The organism is Eubacterium sp. ER2, assembly GCF_000765215.1.
GTDB lineage: Bacteria > Bacillota > Clostridia > Lachnospirales > Lachnospiraceae > Claveliimonas > Claveliimonas intestinigallinarum.
Map to the genome: position 1 here is coordinate 1 of NZ_JPJE01000006.1, position 21,136 is coordinate 21,136.

Here is a 21,136-nt window from a genome sequence, read left to right on the forward strand (position 1 = left end):
TTATCCTTTATAAGAAAATATGGGAGTTGGCATTTTGGCAAAAAGAGTGGTGCTGGAGCTAGGGCTCCAGCACCACCTTTGTCTACAGTCTGTAAGGACAGCCGGCAGGCTGTCCTTATTTTTTGTCCTTTTGTCCCAGGCAGCAGGAGAGCTCATTGAGGGAGGTGAGAAGCTCTACAAGCTGGCGCATATTATCCTCGCCAAATTCCCGGAGGAGCTCCTCCCAGGCCTGGTCGCATTTTTCCATGGATCGGCGGGCTGCCTCCTCTCCCTCAGGGGTGGCGCTGATGGAGATCTTCCGGCGGTCCTTTGCGTCGATCTCCCGGACAATGTAGTTTTTCTTTTCCAGGGTGTTCAGTATATAGGAGACGGCCGGCTTGGAGATGCGGAGGCGCTCCTGCATCTTGGGCACGTTGAGGTTCGTGCAGGAGCTGCCGCTGACGCTGCAGCCTCCCAGGATATCCCGGAGGATCGCCATCTCATTCATCTGCATCTCACATTCCAGAGAAAAGGCAGCTTCCAGCTTTTTAAAACACATCATAGAAGAAAAAAATTGTTCCTGCAGCCTGTCGTCCATATAAACTCCTTAAATAATAAACGTTTAACAATTCCACACAAGAGTATAGCGCAATTTCCGCCGGATTTCAAGGAAATGGCTGGCTTTTCGTTGATTTGCCCTGTCAAAGGAGGTAAAATAATAGGCAGAAAAACGCAGGGGCGCAGGCGAGATTTTTGGCGTCCCTGAACGAGGAAGGAGCGGTATTATGAACATCTGGCACGATATCGGTGAGGAGAGGATTTTCCCTACGGATTTTATGGCAGTGATCGAGATTCAGAAGGGGAGCAACATGAAGTATGAGATGGACAAGGAGACAGGCATGCTCATGCTGGATCGGGTGCTTTTCACAGCCACTCACTATCCCATGAACTATGGCTTTATCCCCCGGACATACGGGGACGACAAGGATCCCCTGGATGTCCTGGTGCTCTGCTCGGAGGCCATTGTCCCCATGACACTGGTGCGGTGCTACCCCATCGGTGTCATGAGCATGGAGGACGGGGGCATGGGAGACGACAAGATTATCGCCATCCCCTACGGCGACCCCACCTACATGGGCTACACGGATATCAAGGAGCTGCCCAAGCATATTTTCGAGGAGCTGAAGCATTTCTTCTCCATCTACAAGAGCCTGGAGGGAAAGGAGACAGAGGTGAGCTCCTTTGGCGGCCCTATGGAGGCCGTGGAGATCATTGAGAGAGCCATTGACAGCTACAAGGAGAAGTTTGGGGAGAAGAATGGAGAACAGGATGGGGATTGATTACAGCCGGGCCAGGGAGGTCTTTGAGCAGTATCTGAACGGATATGACCGGAAGGACGGAAAGGTGAGGCTGAAGATTACTCACACCTACGGCGTGGTGGCCCAGAGCACGGCTCTGGCAAAGCGGATGCGTCTGGGGGAGGAGGACACGCAGCTGGCCCGGATCATCGCCCTGCTTCACGACATCGGAAGGTTTGAGCAGCTCAGGAGGTTTGACAGCTTTCTGCCGGAGACTATGGACCACGCCGCCTACGGGGTGGAGCTTCTCTTTGGGGAGGGGATGATACGGGACTTTCTCCCCGAGGACACCTGGGACGGCATCATCCGGACGGCCATAGCAAAGCACAGCGACTACAGGCTGGAAGGGGTGGAAGATCCCCGCACCCTCCTCCACGCCAGGCTCATCCGGGATGCGGACAAGCTGGACAACTGCCGGGTGAAGCTGGAGGACCCGCTGGAGACCTTTGCGGGGGGCACGGCGGAGGAGATCGGAGCTCAGAAGATTTCGCCGAAGGTGAAGGCGGAGGTGATGGCGGGGAAGTCTATTCTCTCCTCGGACCGGGTGACGCTGATGGATTTCTGGGTGTCCTACCTGGCCTATTTTTACGACCTCAATTTCCGGGAGAGCCTGGATATTGTGGAGGAGCGGGACTACGTGCGCCGGATCGCAGGGCGGATCCCCTGCTCCGATCCGGAGACAGCGCGCTCCATGGAGGAGATCGTGGGCGCTCTGACAGCCTACGTCCACTCCCGCGGAAAGAGCAAATAGCGGGAGAGTCTGCAAGGGGGAGATCGTATGAAATTTGAACCAAAAAAAGATATAAAGAGGATCATAGTAATCTGCATTGCAGCGGTCATCATGGCCCTGAACATTAAATCCTTTGTCCGGACCGGAGGACTCTATCCGGGCGGCGCCACAGGTCTGGCTCTCCTCATCCAGAGGGCCGGGGACATGTTTTTCCATGTGACCATCCCCTACACGGTAGTCAACGTGGCGCTGAACGCGGTGCCGGTCTATATCGGCTTCCGCTATATTGGAAGGAAATTTACGCTCTACTCCTGCCTGATGATCGTGCTTACCAGTGTGCTGACCGATATGCTGCCGGGCTATGCGATCACCTACGACACGCTGCTTATCAGTATTTTCGGGGGACTTATTAACGGCTTTGTCATCAGCCTGTGCCTTCATATGAACGCCACCACCGGGGGAACGGATTTTATCGCCATCTATCTGTCGGAGAAGAAGGGGATAGACTCCTGGAACGTAGTGCTGGGGCTGAATGTGCTGATCCTGGCGGTTGCCGGTCTCCTGTTCGGCTGGGACAAGGCGCTGTACTCTATCATTTTCCAGTACACCTCCACCCAGGTGCTGCATATGCTCTACAAGAAATATCAGCAGGAGACAGTGTTTGCAGTAACCAACAGGGCGGAGGAGGTCTATGACGCCATAGCCGGGACGACTCACCACGGCGCCACCATCATCGAGGGGCAGGGAGCCTACGAGGACAGGGAGAGGAAGATCGTGTACTCGGTCGTATCCAGCGCGGAGAGCAAGAAAGTGATACGGGCCATCAAGGAGGCAGATCCCCACGCCTTTGTCAATCTCATGAAGACAGAGCAGGTGGCGGGAAAGTTTTACCAGAAGCCCAACGAGTAACAGAAGACGGCTTGAGCCGGGAGCGCCCATCGCCCATCCTGTGCAGATAATGCAAAATAAGGAAAATATCAGACAAAGATTTCCGGATTTCTTTATATTACAATTGTCCCAGAAAGAGCGAGAAGAACCTATAATTCCAGGAGGGAACAAGAATATGAAGGAACTGACACAGGAAAAAATTCACGAGGCGATTGAGAATTTCCGGTTTGAGGGAAGGCTGACAGACTGCAGACCCTACGGCAGCGGACATATTAACGACACATTTCTGCTCTCCTACGAGATCGGGGAGATGGGAAGGCTGAAGGTCATTCTCCAGCGGATGAACAACGAGGTGTTTGGGAAGCCGGTGGAGCTGATGGAGAACATCATGAATGTTACATCCTACCTGAAGGAGAGGATCGCGGAGAATGGGGGAGACCCGGAGAGAGAGACGCTGAATGTGATCCCTGCAAAGGACGGAAAGCCCTACTACGAGGACACAGAGGGAAATTACTGGAGGTCCTACAAGTTTATCACAGGCGCTACCAGCTATGACAAGGTGGAGAAGCCGGCGGACTTCTACGAGAGCGCCGTGGCTTTTGGGAACTTCCAGCGCCTGCTGGCGGATTTCCCGGCGGAGACACTCCATGAGACCATTGAGGGCTTCCACGATACGAGAGCACGCTTTGCCGTGTTTGAGCAGGCGGTGAAGGAGGACGTGATGGGCCGTGCCGCAGCCGTGAAGAAGGAAATCGAGTTCGTCCGGGCCAGGGAGAAATCCATTGCCAACTACTTCAGCGAGATGCAGGAGAAGGGCGAGCTGCCCCTGCGCGTCACACACAATGACACAAAGCTGAACAACATCATGATCGATGACAAGACAGGAAAGGGTATCTGTGTCATCGACCTGGACACTGTGATGCCGGGACTCGCCATGAACGATTTCGGCGACTCCATCCGCTTTGGAGCCAGCACTGCTGCCGAGGACGAGAGGGACTTAAGCCTTGTGTCCTGCAGCATGGATCTGTTTGACATCTACGCCAGAGGATTTATCGAGGGCTGCGGCGGCAAGCTGACAGAGAGGGAGATCCTGGAGCTGCCCATGGGAGCCAAGACCATGACCTACGAGTGCGGCATGCGCTTCCTGACAGATTATCTCCAGGGAGACACCTACTTCAAGATCCACAGAAAGGACCACAATCTGGACCGGTGCAGGACGCAGTTCAAGCTGGTGGAGGACATGGAGCAGAAGTGGCACACCATGCAGGCCATCGTGAGAAAGTACATGTAGCGCCGGCGCGGATGCAGTGTGATCCGTTGGCAGGAAATACGGGATCTGCGAAAAAAATCTTGACATACAGAGAAAAACAGGGTAAAGTTTAAGCATAGTATGTAACTGGGAAGCAGGCATTAACTATACATAAATGACAGGAGTGTTTATGTGGGTTAATGCCTTTTTATTTTATGTGAGTCCGTGCGACTCTCATAAAATAAAAAGCCACCGTAGGATGCGCACGGGCGTACAAGGAAGCCGCCTCCGGGCGGCCGCGCCCGGCGCGGGAGCTCCGGAGACCGGAGCTCCATCAGAAAGCCAGGGCAGGGACACACAGAGACATCTCCTCAAAAGAAAAGGAGAAAGAGAAATGAAAGACAAAATTTTTGGTGTTCTTCAGAGAGTGGGAAGATCCTTTATGCTTCCCATCGCAATCCTGCCTGTGGCCGGACTTCTGCTCGGTATCGGTTCATCCTTTACCAACGAGACCATGCTCAGCGCCTACGGCCTGACAGGCATCATGGGATCGGGGACGATCCTGAACGCGGTGTTCACGGTCATGAGCGCTGCCGGCAATGTGGTGTTCAACAACCTGCCCCTTGTGTTTGCCATGGGCGTGGCCATCGGCATGGCGAAAAAGGAGAAGGAGGTGGCAGCCCTGGCGGCGGTGATCGCCTTCTTTATCATGCACGCCTCCATCAGCGCCATGATCGACATCTACGGCGGAACAGGGAACATGCTGGACGGCGCCACCACATCTGTGCTTGGCATCACCTCCCTGCAGATGGGCGTCTTCGGCGGCATCATCGTGGGCCTCGGGGTGGCGGCTCTCCACAATCGGTTTTACAAGATCGAGCTGCCCCAGGTGCTGTCCTTCTTCGGTGGGACAAGGTTTGTGCCCATCATCAGCGCCCTGGTGTACACCGGCGTGGGCATTGCCATGTTCTACATATGGCCTGTGATCCAGACCGGCATCTACAGTGTGGGCGACCTTGTGCTGAACTCCGGCTACGCGGGAACCTGGGTGTACGGCCTCCTGGAGAGAGCCCTGATCCCCTTTGGACTTCACCACGTGTTTTATCTTCCCTTCTGGCAGACAGGCGTGGGCGGAACCATGGAAGTGGCAGGCCAGATGGTGGAGGGAGCCCAGAATATCTTCTTCGCCCAGCTTGCTGACCCGTCCACAGAGCATTTTGCCGTGTCCGCCACGCGCTTCATGTCCGGGAAATTCCCCCTCATGATCTTCGGGCTTCCGGGGGCCGCGCTGGCTATGTACAGGACGGCAAAGCCGGAGAAGAAAAAGGCTGTGGCCGGTCTTCTTCTCTCAGCGGCCCTCACATCCATGATCACAGGCATCACGGAGCCGCTGGAATTTACCTTCCTCTTTGTGGCGCCTCTGATGTATGCGGTACACTGTGTGTTTGCCGGGCTGGCCTACATGCTGATGCACATTTTCAATGTGGGCGTGGGCATGACCTTCTCCGGCGGCCTGATCGACATGTTCCTCTTTGGCGTGCTCCAGGGAAATGAGAAGACCAACTGGATCTGGATCGTCATTGTGGGTATCGGCTACTTTGTGGTGTACTACTTTGTGTTCTCATTTATGATCAAAAAATTCGACTACAAGACGCCGGGAAGAGATGACAGCGAGGAGGTCAAGCTCTACACCCGCCAGGATGTAAACGAGAGAAAAGCCCGGCAGGGCGGCGGGGACGCAGAGCCTGAGGATCAGGTGTCTGCCATGATCTGCCGGGGACTTGGGGGAAAGAAAAACATCTCCGACGTGGACTGCTGCGCCACAAGGCTGCGCTGTACCGTGTTCAGGGCAGAGCTTGTGGATGACGCCCTTCTGAAGTCCACCGGGGCATCCGGCGTGGTCCACAAGGGAAACGGCGTGCAGGTCATTTACGGCCCCAAGGTGACGGTCATCAAGTCCAACCTGGAGGATTATCTGGAGACAGCGCCGGAGGAGGAAGTACAGCCCACTGAAAAGGAGCCGGCACAGCCGGGGAGCAGGGGGCAGGAGAACGCTGCTGGAGCGGACAGGGCGGACGCCGGAGCGGCGCCGGACAAAGAGGAAAAAGAGAGAAAGCCTGTAAGGAGCATCATCATCGGGAGCCCGGCGGATGGCATCGCGGCGGACCTGTCCACAGCGCCGGACGAGGGATTTGCCGGAAGGATGATGGGGGACGGAGCGGTCGTGGAGCCCACGTCAGCGACCATCTGCGCCCCGGCGGACGGCGAGATCTGCTTCGTGTTCCCCACAAAGCACGCGGTGGGCTTCCAGACAGAGGAGGGCGTTGAGATGCTCCTCCACATCGGCATTGACACAGTGGGGCTGAACGGAGAGGGCTTTGAGATCCTGAAGGAGGAAGGAAAGGTGAAAAAGGGAGAGCCCATCATGAGGGTGGACATCGACTATGTGAAGAGCCATGCCCCCTCCCTGGTGTCTCCCATCCTCTGCACAGCCCTGGAGGACAACCAGAAGATCCGCCTCCTCGGGAAAGGGGAAATCCGGGCAGGCGAGGATCTGTTTGCGATTGATATTTACGAGTAGGAACATGTTCCGCGGGAGAGGAAAGAGAAGTATGTATCGTGTGATAAAAGCGTTAAATCACAACGCTGTGCTGGTGCTGGACGGTGCCAGCCAGGAATATCTGATCATGGGGAAGGGGATCGGCTTTGGCAAAAAGGTCAGCGAGAGGATCGAGCCCGCGCCGGACAGCGTGGTCTATTCTCTGCAGTCTGTGTCAGAGAGAGGAAAGGCAAAGGACCTTTTCAAGGAGATCGATCCCAGATATCTGGAGATGGCGGACGCTGTCCTCAATGAGGCGGCGAAGGAGTTCGCTCACGTGGACCGGGGCGTGCTGTTTCCCATGGCGGACCACATTGCCTTTGCGGTGAGCCGGATGCGGCGGGGCGAGGTCATTGCCAATCTGCTGACCCAGGATATCCAGGTGCTCTTCTACAAGGAGTTCAAGGCGGCCTCCCTGGTCCGCAGGCTCCTTATGGAGGAGGAAGGGCTGGAGGTGCCGGACGATGAGATCGGCTACGTGGCCCTCCACGTCCATGCGGCCACCGCCGGGGAGAAGGTGTCAAGCGCCATGCAGATCGCTGCGGCTGTGCGGGAGTGCATCACCATGATCGAGGAAGACGCGGGGAAAAGGATCGCGGTACAGACTCTCTCCTACAACCGGCTCATGAACCACATCAGGTATATGGCGGCCCGGGCGGTCACCGGGGAGGAGCTGAAGCTGAACATGAACCAGTATATCAGCAGGGAGTTTCCCGGCTCCTACCGGATTGCAGAGACGGTGTGCGCCCACCTTGGGAAGCATCTGGGAAAGACTCTGTCCGACACGGAGATCGGCTATCTGGCCATGCACATTGAGAGAGTTTACACGGAAGACGAATAGACATGAGAGGCTGACAGCCTGTGCCCGGGAAGCGTGTCCCGGCGCAGGCTGTTTTTTGGCTGTATGGGGGCTGCCGTTTAAAATCCATGGTTTTTAATTTACATATTGACTTCGGAAGCCGGAGGTGGTATAGTCATTTTACATTTACAACAGGCAGATTTTTTCTTGTCTGCCTGGTCACTTTTATCCGACTGTCTGCAGGACGGATATGTTTCGGGATTTTCTGGCAGGATCTGCCGCAGGTTCCATTTGATGTAAGGAAAAACGAAAGAGGAGGTACGCCTATGGGGAAGAGCAGTACGGCTGTCAATCACTGGATGAGGGACAGGGGCAGATTTGCGGATCTGTTCAACGGAGTGGTCTTTGACGGAGAGCAGGTTGTCCGGCCGGAGGATCTGGAGGAGGCAAGAGGAGAGTCGGATATCCTGGTGCCGGATCAGGAGAAGAAGGAGAGGCAGGTGCAGAGGTACCGGGATATTGTCATGCAGTGGAAGAAGGGCCCTTATTTGGCCATGCTGGCCTGTGAGAGCCAGTCCAGCGTCCACTACGCTATGCCTGTCCGCAATATGCTCTACGACAGCCTCTCCTACACGGAGCAGATCCGCGGGATCGGCGAGAGCAACAGACGAAAAGAGGGAGCAGGGAAAATAACCGGGGAGGAGTTCTTCTCCGGCCTGCGAAGGGAGGACAGAATCTGCCCTGTTATCACGCTTGTGCTCTACTGCGGGGAGGATGAGTGGGACGGAAGCAGAGATCTCTACGGCATGTTCCCCGGCGGACAGGAGGAGCGGGTGCGGAAAATGCTGGAAAGCTATGTGCCGGATTACCGCATCAATCTGGTGGATGTGGGAAACATACGGGAGCCTGAAAGGTTTACCAGCGATTTACAGCTTGTCTTCGGTATGCTAAAATATAGGGGAGATATGGGAGAACTTCAAAAGTATGTGGACAGGCACAGAGAGTATTTTCAGAATGTAGACGCGGATACCTACCGCGCGGTAAGAGAGATGCTGCATGCAGGAGGCGTGATGGAAAGCATGAGAGAGGAAAAGGACAGAAAGGAGGGGACAGTGAACATGTGCAAGGCATTGGAGGATCTGTACCAGTCGGGCGTTGACAGCGGAATGGAGCAGGGGCTCCAGACGGGCATAAGGGCGCTTGTGGAGACCTGCCGGGAGCTGGGCCAGACAAGGGAAGTGACGGAGAAGAAGGTGGGCGAAAAGTTTACGGTTTCTCAGGAGAAGGTCCGGGAGTGCATGGAAAAGTACTGGGCTTGAGAAGAGTAGCAGGTTGAAAATTTTCAGAGAACATGCTATAGTGAAAATGAAATAGGAGCAGCCGTCCACCAAGGTGGCTGGCTGGTTATATAAGGAAGTACAGAAGACCACCCTTTACACTCGCCAAAGTTTACGGGGTGGTTCTTCTGCGCTTAGGACATTATCTGATAAACGTAAAAACGAATGTCAGTAATGCCAGAATGAACATTCCAAAAGCCATCAGATCTTTAAAATCAAACGGTTTCTTATCCATCTGCATCACCTCCATCCTATGTAGTAGAGATAGAGGCCAGCCACCCTGCAACACGTCTGCTCCGTAAAAGAGAGTATAACATAAATTGAAAAAGGGACAATGGAATTCACATAATTTTCTGGAGAAATGTCTGACAGAATGTCTGACTAAAACAACACTGGCCATACACTACCACATCTGCTATACTGTTAAGAGGGAGCACACATGATATAGAGTGTATCCCGAGGTATTGCTTGAAAGGAGAGACAAAAGAGCATGGCAGCAAGAGGAAGTGTATTGTTGTACAATTTTACAGATAAAGCGAGAACCGATAAAGTGAAATTTATCTTCGTGCTCATGGGCATCAAGATCCGCAGCGTGGCGAAGGAGGATTACCTGCAGCCCATCGGCGCCCTGTCCGGCGTGACCCGGATAGAGCGGACGGAGGAGGTCTATGAGGGAGAGGGCTTTGAGGAGGAGATGCTGGTCATCTGCAATCTCACGGACGCCCAGATGAACCAGATGCTGGCCTACTTCCGCAAGGAGGGGATCCAGATTGCACTGAAGGCGGCCCTGACTCCCACTAACATGAACTGGAGCTCCGTGGAGCTTCACGATGAGCTGGTGCGGGAGCACGAGGCGGTCCAGAAGCAGATCCGGGAGCAGAGAGAACAGAAAGGCCAGAACGAGCAGAAGAGCGAACAATGATGGAGATAAACAGAAAGGAAGAGGCAGGAGCGTTCACTCTGGAGGGAGCCCGCTACAGGCGGGAGCCGGAGGGAATCCTGCTGGAGCAGGCGGCGGACACAGAGGAGGTCCGCATACCAGATGAGATAGAGGGGGAGCCGGTCCGGTGGGCGGCTCCCTACGCCTTTGCCAGGACCAGGGCTGTGCGGATCGAGCTGCCGCCCCATATGGAGAAAATTGGAAACTACAGCTTTTACAGGTGCTTTGGGCTGCGCAGCCTGTCCTTCTCGGACGCTCTGATGGACGTGGGATCGGGGGCCTTCAATGGCTGCGCCCTGCGTAAGATACGCATTGACCACTACAGGGGAGAGAAGTCCTCCCTGAAATTCCTTGTGGATGAGCTGCGGTACGCCCTCTGTGTGACCCTTGTCTATCACCGGGCGGACGGAAGGGAGGAGGAGGCCAGGCTCCTCTTCCCCGAGCACTACGAGGAGGCGGTGGAGAACACTCCGGCCCGGATCGTGGAGACTCACTACCACGGATCCGGCGGGGACTATCGCCAGTGCTTTTATGACCGGGAGCTGAATTTCGCGGAGTACGACCGGCTCTTTCCCAGAGCCGTGGCCGAGGAGAGCCGGGAGGACGCCCTGCAGCTGGCGGCTCTGAGGCTGTGCTGGCCCTACAGGCTGGCGGAGGAGGCCAGGAAGAGATACGAGGCCTATCTGAGAGACCACATGTCCTGCGCAGGCAAAGTCTACGTGGAACAGGGGGATCTGCACATGCTTCGATTTTTCGGGGAGGCCGGCTATTGGGACCGGGAGGCGCTGGAGGCGGCCGTTGACGCGGCTGCAAAGAAAAAGGAGGCGGAGATGCTGGGCTTTCTCATGGATGAGAGAAGACGGCTGTTTCCGGGGAAGAAAAAGGTGTTTGAGCTATGACAGACCAGAGGGAAAAACAGCAGACTGCAGGTGAACAGCTTGCCGGTATCGGCAGGGATATACTGATCCTTGTAAGAAACGAGCTGTATCTGAGCATGCGGTTCCTGGATGTGGCTCTCTCCGGCTTTTCCTATGTGATGGATCTGACGGCGGAGCCGGCGGCCACAGACGGCTTTGCTATCTACTATCATCCGGGGCGGATAGGAGGCATCTACCGGGAGAGCCAGGTGGACATGTGCCGGCTGTACCTGCACATGGTGCTCCACTGCCTGTTCCGCCATCTTATCCGGAGAGAGGGGCGGGACCGGCGGCTCTGGGATCTGGCCTGCGATATAGCGGCTGAGTCCATCACGGACAGTATGTATATACGGACCGTGAGGCGGGGGAAATCCTGGCTGCGGCAGGAGACCTACCGGAAGCTGAGAGAAGAGATGAAGGTGCTGACGGCGGAGAAGATCTACGGCTGCCTGGAGAGATGGGATCTGCCGGAGCGAAAGCTGGGGGAGCTGGAGCGGGAGTTTTTCACGGACAGCCACAAGTACTGGCCTGCGGATGACGACCGGGAGAGAAAGCAGGAGATCGAGAACCGGTGGCAGAACCAGAGCGAGAGGACACAGACAGAGCTGGAGACCTTCTCAAAGGAGGCGGCATCGGCGGCGGGGGATCTTCTGGGCCAGGTGAAGGTGGAGAACAGAGAGCGTTACAACTACCGGGAGTTCCTTAAGAAATTCGCGGTTCTGAAGGAGGAGGTGTCTGTGGACCAGGACTCCTTTGACTACGTGTTCTACAGCTACGGCCTGTCCCTCTATGGGAATATGCCTCTCATCGAGCCTCAGGAGTGGAAGGAGACGAAGAAGATCGAAGAGTTTGTCATTGTGGTCGACACCTCCATGTCCTGCTCCGGGGAGCTGGTGAAAAAATTCCTGGAGGAGACCTACGGGGTCTTAAGCGAACAGGACAGCTATTTTCACAGGGTGAATATCCACATCATCCAGTGCGACGACCAGGTCCAGTCGGACCGGAAGATCACCAGCCGGGAAGAGCTGAAGGAGTACATGGATGAGCTGGAGCTGCGGGGCGAGGGAGGAACCGACTTCCGGCCCGCCTTCGACTACGTGAACGGACTCCTTGAGAAAAAGGAGTTCCATCAGCTGAAGGGGCTCATCTATTTCACTGACGGGCAGGGGGGTTACCCGTCAAAGATGCCGCCCTACGAGACAGCCTTTGTCTTCCTGGAGGAGGACTATGAGGACAGGGAGGTGCCGCCCTGGGCCATCAAGCTGGTGCTGGAGAAAGAGGAGATTGAGAATATGTCCGGGAGAGAACCGGAGGAAAAAGGAGATACAGCATGGATATAAAACGAGCCAAACAGGAAATCAAGGACTCCATAGAGGCCTATCTGGAAAAGGACGCCTACGGGGAGTACATGATCCCTGCCGTCCGCCAGAGGCCCATCCTTCTCATGGGTCCACCGGGCATCGGCAAGACTCAGATCATGGAGCAGATCGCCAGGGAGTGCGGGATCGGTCTGGTGTCCTACACCATCACCCACCACACCCGGCAGAGCGCCATAGGCCTCCCCTTCATCCGGGAGAAGGTGTACGGCGGGAAGACCTTCTCTGTCACAGAGTACACTATGAGCGAAATCATCGCCTCCGTCTACGACAAGATGGAGGAGACGGGACTTGGGGAGGGGATCCTCTTTATCGACGAGATCAACTGCGTCTCCGAGACGCTGGCCCCCACCATGCTCCAGTTCCTCCAGTGCAAGATGTTCGGCAACCAGAGGGTGCCGGAGGGGTGGATCATCGTGGCAGCCGGGAACCCGCCGGAGTACAATAAGTCGGTTCGGGAGTTTGACGTGGTGACTCTGGACCGGATCCGCCGCATCGACGTGGAGGAGAACTACGGCGTCTGGCGGGAGTACGCCTGGCAGGCAGGCATCCACCCGGCCATTCTGTCCTACCTGGAGCTGAAAAGAGAGTATTTTTACAGGATGGAGACCACGGTGGACGGCCGCATGTTCGCCACCGCCAGGGGCTGGGAGGACCTGTCGGAGTTCCTGAAGGCCTGCGAGGCTGTGGGAAAGAAGGTGGACCGGGAGGTGGTGCACCAGTACATTCAGCACTGGAAGATCGCCAAGGATTTCGCGGGTTACCTGGAGCTGTTTGCAAAATATAAAAAGGACTACGGGCTGGAGAAGCTCCTGGAGGGCAGGTACAGTGAAGATACACTGGAAAAGCTGAAGTTCGCCTCCTTTGACGAGCGGCTCAGCGTGGTGGGGATGCTCCTTGGAAAGCTCTCGGAGCTCTTCCGGGACAGCTATCTGGCCGACCGGTACGTGACAAAGCTCTTTGCATGTCTGAAGGGCTACAAGGCCTGCGGCAGTCTGGAGGAGACGGCCGCGGCCGCCGGGGAGCAATACGAAAGGCTGCGGCGGTCCGGGCAGCTCACAAAGGAGGCGGATCACATGCTGCGGCAGGTGAACGACACGCTGGAGAGGTATCAGCAGCTCCTGAAGGAGGAGAACCTGACGGCTCCTCAGCAGGCGGAGGAGGCCTTTGAGAGAGTGCGGGCCGAGTTCGAGAAGGAGACCAGGAAGCGGGAGGAGCTCCTGGAGAGGACCGGAAAGGCTTTGGACAATGCCTTTTACTTCATGGAGGCGGCCTTCGGGGACAGCCAGGAGATGGTCTCCTTTGTGACAGAGCTGAACACCAACTACTACAGCGTCCAGTACCTGAAGGAGAACGACTGTGACATGTACTACAAGTACAACAAGAGGCTCCTTGTGGACGAGCAGCGGGAGAAGCTTCTGGCGGCCATGGATGAGGCGGAGGACCGCATGAGGGAGCAGGGGGCGTCGGATATCGGATGACAGAGATAGAATACGTCTGTGCAGATGCAGGGTGAGACAGGTAAATAAAAGCCATCTCCGGGCAGGAAAGGTGCCCGCGAGATGGCTTTCTTATATTCTGAGATGCTTTCTGTAAGAAGAGGCAGGGCCGGAACACAGTTCCGCCTACTCCCCGTATTTCTCCCTGTACGTCTTCATGGCGTCCCGGATCAGCTTGTCGAACTTGTCCGCCTGCCAGGCTGCCCGGCCGGTGAAGAGGCCGTCGATGGAGGGCTGCACGATGAGCTCGTTGGCGTTACCCGGGTTCACGCTGCCGCCGTAGAGAACCGGGATGTCCGCGCCCGCGTCGCCGAAGATCTCCAGGAGGCAGGCTTTGATGACCTTGTGCATCTCCTCCGCATAGTCCGGTGAAGCGGGGGTGCCGTTGACGCCGATGGACCAGACGGGCTCATAGGCGACCCAGATGTTTGGAACATCTGATACCGGCACATCGTGGAAGCCCACCTTCAGCTGGGTGCGCAGCACCTCCGGGCTGATGCCGAAGTTCTTCTCCTCGGCTGTCTCGCCGATGCAAAGCAGTGTGGTAAATCCGTGCTTCAGGGCAGCCTTTACCTTCAGGTTCTCCTCCGCGTCCGTCTCGCCGAAGACGTGGCGCCTCTCGGAGTGGCCGATCATGACAAGGTCAAGCCCCAGCTCCTCCAGCATCAGCGGGGAGATCTCTCCTGTGAACTGACCCTCGTCCTCCCAGCACATATTCTGGGCGCCCAGCTTGACATAGGAGCGGTCCACGTTCTTTGCGGCGCTCTCCAGAGTAGTGTAGGAGGGGATGATGAAGAGCTCCATCTCCTCCCGGCTGATATCCTTTGTCAGGGCAACCAGGTCCTGCAGATATTTTACAGTGTCCTGGATGTTTTTGTACATCTTGAGATTGCTTCCGAAATACAGTTTCTTCTTCATTATTCTACATCCTTTCCCTTGATTTTTCTTGTTCCCGCAAAAAAATCGGCCCCTGAGGGCTTATTTTGTACCTGGATTTATTATATATGAAATGCGGAAAAAGAGCAATATATATCTTTCGGAAAAACGTCAAAAAAATAACAAAACGAAAAAACGAAAGAAAACGAAAAAACGGACAGAAAATCGTATAAGATATGCACAAAAAACACAAATAAAAAATATATAAATGTACTGAAATTACAAAAAGGAGTTGAAAAAGGAAAAAGGAAGTAATAGAATAAGAGCATAAAAAGAAAGGAAATCGAAAACAAAACGAAAGGAAGAGAAAAATGAGCGAAAAATTCAGACCTGTAACAGCAATCACTATGGGGGATCCGGCAGGCATTGGACCGGAGATCGTTGTCGGCACTATGCTGGACAAGGAAATACATGAGTGCTGCCGCCCCTTTGTGATCGGAAGTGAGGCAATCATGGAGAGAGCCGCAAAGGTTCTCGGCAAAGAGCTGAAGTACAATAAGATCAGCGATCCTTCTGAGGCAAAGTATGAATTTGGAACAGTAGATATCCTGGAGACAGGGGATTACGATACAGACTCTATCGAGTGGGGGAAGGAGCAGAAGCTGGCCGGACAGATGGCTGTAGACTGGATCATGAAATCCATTGAGCTTGGAATGGCAAAGAAGATTGATGCTGTGTCCACAGCGCCTATCCACAAGGGAGCCATCAAGCTGGTGGGCGTAAAGGAGCCGGGACATACGGAGATCTATCAGCATGCCACCAACTCACCCTACGCGCTGACCATGTTCTCCTGCCATAAGCTTCGTGTCTTCTTCGTGAGCCGCCATATGTCACTTGTTGACGCGTGTCACTATGCCACAAAGGACGTGATCCTCGAGGATGTGATCAACATTGACAAGGAGCTGAGAAAGGTGGGCATCGAGAACCCGCTGATCGCGGTTGCGGGACTGAACCCCCACAACGGAGACCACGGACTTTTCGGGACAGAGGAGATCACAGATATCGGACCGGCTGTTGAGGCCGCAAAGGAGAGAGGCATCAACTGCGTGGGACCCTGCCCGGCAGACTCGGTATTCCATATTGGAAAATCCGGCAAGTACGACGCGATCCTGTCCCTCTATCATGACCAGGGACACATCGCCTGCAAGACACTGGATTTTGAGAAATCCGTTACACTGACCTTTGGACTTCCCTTCATCAGAAGCTCCGTGGATCACGGAACAGCGTTTGATATTGCCGGAAAGGGAATTGCGGGCTGTGTGAGCATGATCGAGTCAACAAAGGTAGTCGCTGAGTATGCGGCGAAGCAGCATGAAAGGGGAGAAAGGTAATGCCATTAATCGGAGCAGTGGCGGACGACCTGACAGGCGCGACAACGACGGGTGTACTTCTTGCAAGGTCAAAAGCAAGGACAGCAGTATTTTTTAATGAAGAAGCAGCTTTAAAGGGAGAGGGAGTGGATGAGCTGGACGCCATCCTCATCAGCAGCAACAGCCGTCCTCTTCCGGCGAACGAGGCATATGCAAAGGTAAAATCGGCGACAGACGCCCTGAAGCGCATGGGCGTGAAATATTTTTCCAAGAGGATCGACACCACCCTGAGAGGCGGCGTGGGCGTGGAGATCGACGCCATGATGGACCAGGTGGGAGATGACTGCGTGGCGGTCGTAGTGCCGGCCATGCCCCAGTCCAGACGTATCCTTGTGGGCGGCTACTCTGTCATCGACGGCGTGGCCCTGATCAACACACCGGTGGCCCAGGATGTGCGGACGCCTGTGAAAGAAAACTATATTCCAAGACTTCTGGAGGGACAGACGAGGAGACAGGTTGAGCTTGTCACTTTGGACAAGGTGCTCCAGGGTGAGGAGGCTATCCGGGACGCCCTGAAGGAGGCCAGGGAAGCAGGCGGCGAGGTCATTGTCGTGGACGGTATCACCATTGAGGACGTGGAGGAGATCGCCAAGGCATGTATTGAGCTGAAGTGGAATGTGATCGCGGTGGATCCGGGTCCCTTCACAGCCAAGCTGGCTTACTACAGAAATCTGATTAAAGAAGAGGAGCCGAACATTCCGCCTGAGGCGGATGAGACCGGCAAGACGGTCCTCATAGCGGCCGGAAGCGCCACACCTGTCACGAAGAAGCAGATGGAGGTGCTCTGCCAGGATCCCAGACATGTGCGCATCAGCGTGGATCCCATCAAGCTCATCGAGGGCGGGGACACAGCTCTGGACGAGGTGTTCCGGGCCGTACATATCGCGGAGGATCTGCTGAAATCCGACAACCAGCCCAGAGCCATCCTCTTTGAGACAGCCCTCCACGGGGAGCTTCTCAACCTGGATGAGGAGGACAACAAGCGGCATTATGCGGGCGGCATGAGCGCCAACAGGATCAATGCCGGACTTGGAACGATCATTTCCCAGCTCCTTGAGATCTGCGGAAGAGATAAGATTGCGGGACTTTATACAACGGGTGGTGACACCATGGTCAATGTGTGCTACCAGCTTGGTGTAGAGTGCATAGAAGTAATGGATTATGTAATTGCCCAGACAGACATTGGCAGGCTTGTGGGAAGCTATGACGGGCTTCCGATCGTGGGCAAGGGCGGACTCACCGGAAACGACCACACAGCATGCGATATCGTGGATCGTCTGTTCCGGGAGGCTGCAAGAAAGTAGGAAACCACAAAGTATGAAGTAAGGTTTGGAGGAAGTGCAAAAATGAGTGAAAACACAGAAGTAAAGAAACCAAAAGATCTGGATCTTTTGAACAAAATGAAAAAGCTGCCGGGCGGACTTGTCATCATCCCCCTGGTAATCGCGGTGCTGCTTGCCACGTTCTGCCCCCAGGTTTATCAGGTGGGCGGCTATGTGACAGCCCTGTTCTACGATGGCAACTCCTGTATGATGGGATTTTTCCTGATCGTATGCGGATCCGCCATCAACATTAAGCAGGTTGGTATGCCTCTCTACAAGGGCGTGACGCTGACAGCCACCAAGTTCCTTCTTGGCGTGATCATCGGTATGCTGGTAAGCGCCATCTGCGGACCGGAAGGGTTCCTTGGCATCGCTCCCTTCGTATGGATCGCGACCATCACGAACTCAAACGGATCCCTGTACATTTCCCTGTCCGCTCAGTTTGGTAACGCGACAGACACAGGAGCTATCTCCATCCTGTCCCTGAACGACGGACCGTTCTTCACACTGATCGCTCTGGGAGCTACAGGACTGGCGTCTATCCCGATCGACTCTCTGATCGCAGTACTTGTTCCGCTGCTCATCGGCTTCATCTGGGGTAACTTAGACGCAGGCTTCAGAAAGGCATGCGCGACAGCTCAGCCGATCGTCACCTTCTTCATGACGATCTCCATCGGAGCAAAGACAGATGTCAACACCATCATCACAGCAGGCGCTGCCGGCATCGTTCTCGGTCTGGTATCCGCTGCTACAGCAGTGATCTTCTTCTTCACAAACAACATTCTTCTTCCGAAGAAGGAGAGAAACGCCATGGGCGCTGCCATCGGTACGACCGCTCTGAACTCTGCCATGACACCTGCGGCAGTAGGCGAGGCAGACCCGGCTATGGCTCAGTACGTAGATATGGCTACAGCACAGTGCGCGACAGCATCCGTTGTTACCCTGTTCCTCTGCCCGTTCATCACAGCATTCTTCGACAAACTGATGCAGAAGAAACAGCTTGGCATCTACTCACCGGAGGGCTGGGCACGCTACAAGGTTGACTCAAGCGTACCGGCTCCGGTAGCAGAATAAGAAACCGAAACAAAAATAAACGAAAAAAATCGAACATAATTCATTACAAAAAAGTGAAAAAAGTCCTCTTATATGTTACAATAGGGTTGTGCATATTAAGAGGACTTTTTAAAATCAGGAGAGAGGTACTTTACATATGGAAAAACTGAAGGTGCAGCTTACAAAGGAGCAGTTGTTTGACTTCCTTTTATATCATACATTTTCAAAGGCATCCGGCTTCCTTGTGAATATGCTGGGAATGTGCGTGATCGTGCTGGGAGCCGTCATGCAGTTCATTGGAAAGATCCAGTTTGGGCAGTTTGTCCTCTATGTGATCGCCGGTGTCGTGGTACTGGGCTATACGCCGCTGCTGCTAAGGCACAGGGCAAAGAAACAGATGGAGGTCAATCCGGAGTACAGAGACCCCAGGGAATACACCTTTTCCGATGAGGGAATCTGTGTGGCACAGAACGGGGAGGAGAAAACGTATGACTGGAGTAAGATCCAGCGCACGGTGACAACTCCCAAGACCATCGGCATCTACTACGGAAAGGACCTGGCCTTTATCATCCCGAAGGAGGCCTTTGGAGACAGGTTCGTGCCGGTTATGCAGATGGTGGTGCAGCACATTGGGCTGAACAATGTAAGGCTGACTCAGTAGCAGAATATTTTTGAGATACAGGGGGAGTCGCTATGGAAGAGCGCAGGCAGGCAATACTGAGAGAACTGGAAGAAAAGGGGAAGGTCCGGGTGGCGGACTTGAGCCGTGAGCTCGGATGCTCGGAGGTGACCATCCGCAACGACATCAAGAGCATGAGCGCGGAGGGATTGCTGAAGCGCACCCACGGCGGCGCGGTCAGCCTGGAGCAGAACATGGCCCGGAAGTACAGGGCTGAGACCATTTACCGGCATGTGGACCGGAAAAAGGCCATCGCGGCCCGGGCCTATGAGTACATTGAGGACAGGGATACCATCATCATAGACGATGCGTCCAGCAGCTTTTACCTGGCCCTGCACATCAAGAGCCATCCGGAGAAAAGAGTGGCTGTGGTCACCAACTCCCTCCTCGTGGGGAATGAGCTGGCGGGCATCGACCATGTGGAGCTGTACATGATCGGCGGCTATGTGGGCGGCCATCTGGCGGCCAGCATGGGAGAGTCGGCTGTGGAGAACATGGAGCACTTCCACGTGGACAAGGGCTTTATCGGCGTCCACGGCATTAATTTTGAGGCGGGACTCACCTCCATCGCCACACCCCAGATGCAGGTGAAGCGGGCTATACTGAAGGCCTCCAGGGAGGTCTACGTGCTGGCCGACAGCAGCAAGTTCGGCGGCGGTTATCTGTCCGTCATCTGCCCCATTGACCGTGTGGACACGATCATCACGGACAGGGAGGTCTCAAAAGAAAATATTGCTATCGCCAGAGAGATGAAGGTGCCTCTCGTGATCGCGTAGTTTCGTGGAAGAGTATTGAAATACAGAAATTGCTGTGTTATAGTATACATATAAAGAGCAGCCGCTGTAAGTGGCCGGCTCCCAAGAAATAGTTATAAAAACTGCCCTGGCTCGCCAAAGTCACAGGGCAGTTTTATTTTCGCCGATTGTTCCTATCTATGTAGGTCAGCAATGCAATCAGAAACATTCCAAATGTCAGCATAAGAGATAAGGCATCAGAAATATCCATATGCATCCCTCCCTTCATTTTTATCATGCGGGAGGCATCCACCCTGTATGCGGCTGCTCACAGAGAGAATAACATAAACAAACATAAATCTCAATTGTTCCAGGAGAGCTTTATGTTTTTTGTATAGTATTACATAAAAATATATCCGTGGCAAAACGTCATCCTCCTGCATATGCTGAGATAGACAGTATATGCGGGAGGTATTTTTATGCCCTATTCGATCATGATGGATGCCGGACACGGGGGCCGGGATCCCGGAGCAGTCTACAATGGACGGCAGGAAAAGGACGACACGCTGCGGCTCGCACTGGCTGTGGGGGAGATCCTGCAGAACCGGGGGATCGACGTGGAGTACACCAGAACGACGGACGTGTATGAGACGCCCTACGAGAAGGCCATGGAGGCCAACCAGGCGGGGGTGGATCTTTTCATCTCCATCCACCGGAATTCATTTCCAACGGACAACGAGGTCTCCGGGGTGGAGTCCCTTGTGTATGACCTGTCCGGGCTGAAGCTGGAGATCGCGGAGGCCATCGATGAGGAGCTGGCCACGGTGGGCTTTGTGGACCTGGGAGTGAAGGCAAGGCCTAATCTTGTGGTGCTCAAGAGGACAAAGATGCCGGCTGTGCTGGTGGAGGCGGGATTTATCAACTCGGACACGGACAATATGCTGTTTGACCAGAACTTTGACGATATTGCCCTGGCTATCGCGGAGGCCATACTGGACACACTGCAGCGGAACGGCCTTGTGGAGGACAGCTCTCAGGGAACGCCGGGGGCCGAGGCAGGCGGTATGGGAAACCAGAATACGGCCTACGAAAATGACAATGAGTTTGAGAACCAGACAGTGCCGGACTACCGGGTGCAGGCCGGCGCCTTCCGCAACAGGTCCTATGCGGAGCGGCTGCGGAACGAGCTGCTGGAGCAGGATTTCCCGGCCTACATCGATGACTCGGACGGCTACCTCCGGGTTCAGGTGGGAAATTTTGGCACTCTGGACGAGGCGGCGGACATGGAGCAGAGGCTGAAGAGGGCCGGCTACGCCACGGTGATCGTCGCGGCGCCGTAAGTGACGGCGCCGGGCGCGCCCGGACCGCTGC

The 21,136-nt window shown here is 55.0% G+C and carries 20 protein-coding genes; 17 read left to right on the forward strand and 3 right to left on the reverse strand.

Annotation, left to right across the window (positions count from 1 at the left end):
• Positions 1-115 precede the first annotated feature (115 nt).
• Positions 116-577: a MarR family winged helix-turn-helix transcriptional regulator gene (locus NI21_RS0102360; protein ID WP_033124651.1), complete on the reverse strand. Its 462-nt coding sequence runs from the start codon at positions 575-577 to the stop codon at positions 116-118.
• Positions 578-764: 187 nt separating this feature from the next.
• On the opposite strand from NI21_RS0102360, the gene NI21_RS0102365 reads away from it, so the two are divergent.
• The 11 genes from NI21_RS0102365 to NI21_RS0102415 all read left to right on the forward strand — a co-directional run bounded on the left by NI21_RS0102365 (position 765) and on the right by NI21_RS0102415 (position 13,653).
• Entirely contained in the window at positions 765-1,319 is a 555-nt protein-coding gene (locus tag NI21_RS0102365) for an inorganic diphosphatase (protein ID WP_052083817.1), read from the forward strand.
• Positions 1,285-2,088 carry an HD domain-containing protein gene (locus NI21_RS0102370; protein WP_369792758.1) on the forward strand — a complete coding sequence of 268 codons (804 nt, stop codon included), beginning with the start codon at positions 1,285-1,287 and terminating at the stop codon, positions 2,086-2,088. Before NI21_RS0102365 ends, NI21_RS0102370 begins: the two co-directional genes overlap by 35 nt.
• A 27-nt stretch (positions 2,089-2,115) precedes the next feature.
• Positions 2,116-2,976: a YitT family protein gene (locus NI21_RS0102375; RefSeq protein ID WP_033124653.1), complete on the forward strand. Its 861-nt coding sequence runs from the start codon at positions 2,116-2,118 to the stop codon at positions 2,974-2,976.
• A gap of 154 nt (positions 2,977-3,130) precedes the next feature.
• Entirely contained in the window at positions 3,131-4,246 is a 1,116-nt protein-coding gene (locus NI21_RS0102380) for a phosphotransferase enzyme family protein (protein WP_033124654.1), read from the forward strand.
• A 352-nt stretch (positions 4,247-4,598) separates the two neighbouring features.
• Positions 4,599-6,785: a PTS transporter subunit IIABC gene (locus NI21_RS0102385; protein ID WP_033124655.1), complete on the forward strand. Its 2,187-nt coding sequence runs from the start codon at positions 4,599-4,601 to the stop codon at positions 6,783-6,785.
• A gap of 31 nt (positions 6,786-6,816) precedes the next feature.
• Entirely contained in the window at positions 6,817-7,644 is an 828-nt protein-coding gene (locus NI21_RS0102390; protein WP_033124656.1) for a PRD domain-containing protein, read from the forward strand.
• A gap of 284 nt (positions 7,645-7,928) precedes the next feature.
• Positions 7,929-8,921: an Rpn family recombination-promoting nuclease/putative transposase gene (locus tag NI21_RS0102395; protein ID WP_033124657.1), complete on the forward strand. Its 993-nt coding sequence runs from the start codon at positions 7,929-7,931 to the stop codon at positions 8,919-8,921.
• Between the two features lie 508 nt (positions 8,922-9,429).
• The gene (locus NI21_RS0102400) at positions 9,430-9,861 is read left to right on the forward strand and encodes a DUF3783 domain-containing protein (protein ID WP_033124658.1); all 432 of its coding nucleotides are present in this window, start codon (positions 9,430-9,432) and stop codon (positions 9,859-9,861) included.
• Complete coding sequence (locus NI21_RS0102405) at positions 9,858-10,778, forward strand: leucine-rich repeat domain-containing protein (RefSeq protein ID WP_052083821.1); 921 nt, start codon at positions 9,858-9,860, stop codon at positions 10,776-10,778. Before NI21_RS0102400 ends, NI21_RS0102405 begins: the two co-directional genes overlap by 4 nt.
• Positions 10,775-12,136, forward strand: a complete 1,362-nt coding sequence (locus NI21_RS0102410) for a VWA-like domain-containing protein (RefSeq protein WP_052083823.1) — start codon at positions 10,775-10,777, stop codon at positions 12,134-12,136. The genes NI21_RS0102405 and NI21_RS0102410 overlap by 4 nt, the downstream gene beginning before the upstream one ends.
• Positions 12,127-13,653, forward strand: coding sequence for an AAA family ATPase (locus tag NI21_RS0102415; protein WP_033124659.1), 1,527 nt, complete (start codon positions 12,127-12,129; stop codon positions 13,651-13,653). Before NI21_RS0102410 ends, NI21_RS0102415 begins: the two co-directional genes overlap by 10 nt.
• Before the next feature lie 144 nt (positions 13,654-13,797).
• Here the strand turns inward: NI21_RS0102415 and tpiA are convergent, their stop codons facing one another.
• A complete protein-coding gene (gene tpiA, locus NI21_RS0102420) occupies positions 13,798-14,589 on the reverse strand; it encodes a triose-phosphate isomerase (RefSeq protein ID WP_033124660.1) in 792 nt (263 codons plus the stop codon).
• A 329-nt stretch (positions 14,590-14,918) separates the two neighbouring features.
• Here tpiA and pdxA point away from each other — a divergent pair, with 329 nt between their 5' ends.
• The 5 genes from pdxA (at position 14,919) to NI21_RS0102445 (ending at position 19,807) form a co-directional block, all read left to right on the forward strand.
• Entirely contained in the window at positions 14,919-15,938 is a 1,020-nt protein-coding gene (gene pdxA, locus NI21_RS0102425; protein ID WP_033124661.1) for a 4-hydroxythreonine-4-phosphate dehydrogenase PdxA, read from the forward strand.
• Positions 15,938-17,281 (forward strand): four-carbon acid sugar kinase family protein, encoded by a 1,344-nt coding sequence (locus NI21_RS0102430; protein ID WP_033124662.1) that lies wholly within the window; start codon positions 15,938-15,940, stop codon positions 17,279-17,281. The genes pdxA and NI21_RS0102430 overlap by 1 nt, the downstream gene beginning before the upstream one ends.
• Before the next feature lie 42 nt (positions 17,282-17,323).
• Complete coding sequence (locus tag NI21_RS0102435) at positions 17,324-18,373, forward strand: 2-keto-3-deoxygluconate permease (protein WP_033124663.1); 1,050 nt, start codon at positions 17,324-17,326, stop codon at positions 18,371-18,373.
• A 136-nt stretch (positions 18,374-18,509) separates the two neighbouring features.
• The gene (locus tag NI21_RS0102440) at positions 18,510-19,013 is read left to right on the forward strand and encodes a YcxB family protein (protein WP_033124664.1); all 504 of its coding nucleotides are present in this window, start codon (positions 18,510-18,512) and stop codon (positions 19,011-19,013) included.
• Between the two features lie 32 nt (positions 19,014-19,045).
• Positions 19,046-19,807, forward strand: coding sequence for a DeoR/GlpR family DNA-binding transcription regulator (locus NI21_RS0102445; RefSeq protein ID WP_033124665.1), 762 nt, complete (start codon positions 19,046-19,048; stop codon positions 19,805-19,807).
• A gap of 133 nt (positions 19,808-19,940) precedes the next feature.
• Here NI21_RS0102445 and NI21_RS17155 read toward each other — a convergent pair whose 3' ends face one another.
• On the reverse strand, positions 19,941-20,063 hold the full coding sequence (locus NI21_RS17155) for a putative holin-like toxin (RefSeq protein ID WP_330635951.1): 123 nt from the start codon (positions 20,061-20,063) through the stop codon (positions 19,941-19,943).
• A gap of 181 nt (positions 20,064-20,244) precedes the next feature.
• Here NI21_RS17155 and NI21_RS0102450 point away from each other — a divergent pair, with 181 nt between their 5' ends.
• A complete protein-coding gene (locus NI21_RS0102450) occupies positions 20,245-21,105 on the forward strand; it encodes an N-acetylmuramoyl-L-alanine amidase (RefSeq protein WP_033124666.1) in 861 nt (286 codons plus the stop codon).
• Positions 21,106-21,136: the final 31 nt, after the last annotated feature.

Coding starts and splice junctions, on each gene's coding strand:
- NI21_RS0102385 (WP_033124655.1), top strand. CDS start 4,599: ATGAAAGACAAAATTTTTGGTGTTCTTCAGAGAGTGGGAAGATCCTTT.
- NI21_RS0102440 (WP_033124664.1), top strand. CDS start 18,510: ATGGAAAAACTGAAGGTGCAGCTTACAAAGGAGCAGTTGTTTGACTTC.
- NI21_RS0102400 (WP_033124658.1), top strand. CDS start 9,430: ATGGCAGCAAGAGGAAGTGTATTGTTGTACAATTTTACAGATAAAGCG.
- NI21_RS0102445 (WP_033124665.1), top strand. CDS start 19,046: ATGGAAGAGCGCAGGCAGGCAATACTGAGAGAACTGGAAGAAAAGGGG.
- NI21_RS0102360 (WP_033124651.1), bottom strand. CDS start 577: ATGGACGACAGGCTGCAGGAACAATTTTTTTCTTCTATGATGTGTTTT.
- NI21_RS0102435 (WP_033124663.1), top strand. CDS start 17,324: ATGAGTGAAAACACAGAAGTAAAGAAACCAAAAGATCTGGATCTTTTG.
- NI21_RS0102395 (WP_033124657.1), top strand. CDS start 7,929: ATGGGGAAGAGCAGTACGGCTGTCAATCACTGGATGAGGGACAGGGGC.
- NI21_RS0102415 (WP_033124659.1), top strand. CDS start 12,127: ATGGATATAAAACGAGCCAAACAGGAAATCAAGGACTCCATAGAGGCC.
- NI21_RS0102390 (WP_033124656.1), top strand. CDS start 6,817: ATGTATCGTGTGATAAAAGCGTTAAATCACAACGCTGTGCTGGTGCTG.
- NI21_RS0102410 (WP_052083823.1), top strand. CDS start 10,775: ATGACAGACCAGAGGGAAAAACAGCAGACTGCAGGTGAACAGCTTGCC.
- NI21_RS0102380 (WP_033124654.1), top strand. CDS start 3,131: ATGAAGGAACTGACACAGGAAAAAATTCACGAGGCGATTGAGAATTTC.
- NI21_RS0102450 (WP_033124666.1), top strand. CDS start 20,245: ATGCCCTATTCGATCATGATGGATGCCGGACACGGGGGCCGGGATCCC.
- NI21_RS0102405 (WP_052083821.1), top strand. CDS start 9,858: ATGATGGAGATAAACAGAAAGGAAGAGGCAGGAGCGTTCACTCTGGAG.
- NI21_RS0102375 (WP_033124653.1), top strand. CDS start 2,116: ATGAAATTTGAACCAAAAAAAGATATAAAGAGGATCATAGTAATCTGC.
- NI21_RS17155 (WP_330635951.1), bottom strand. CDS start 20,063: ATGATAAAAATGAAGGGAGGGATGCATATGGATATTTCTGATGCCTTA.
- pdxA (WP_033124661.1), top strand. CDS start 14,919: ATGAGCGAAAAATTCAGACCTGTAACAGCAATCACTATGGGGGATCCG.
- NI21_RS0102430 (WP_033124662.1), top strand. CDS start 15,938: ATGCCATTAATCGGAGCAGTGGCGGACGACCTGACAGGCGCGACAACG.
- NI21_RS0102365 (WP_052083817.1), top strand. CDS start 765: ATGAACATCTGGCACGATATCGGTGAGGAGAGGATTTTCCCTACGGAT.
- tpiA (WP_033124660.1), bottom strand. CDS start 14,589: ATGAAGAAGAAACTGTATTTCGGAAGCAATCTCAAGATGTACAAAAAC.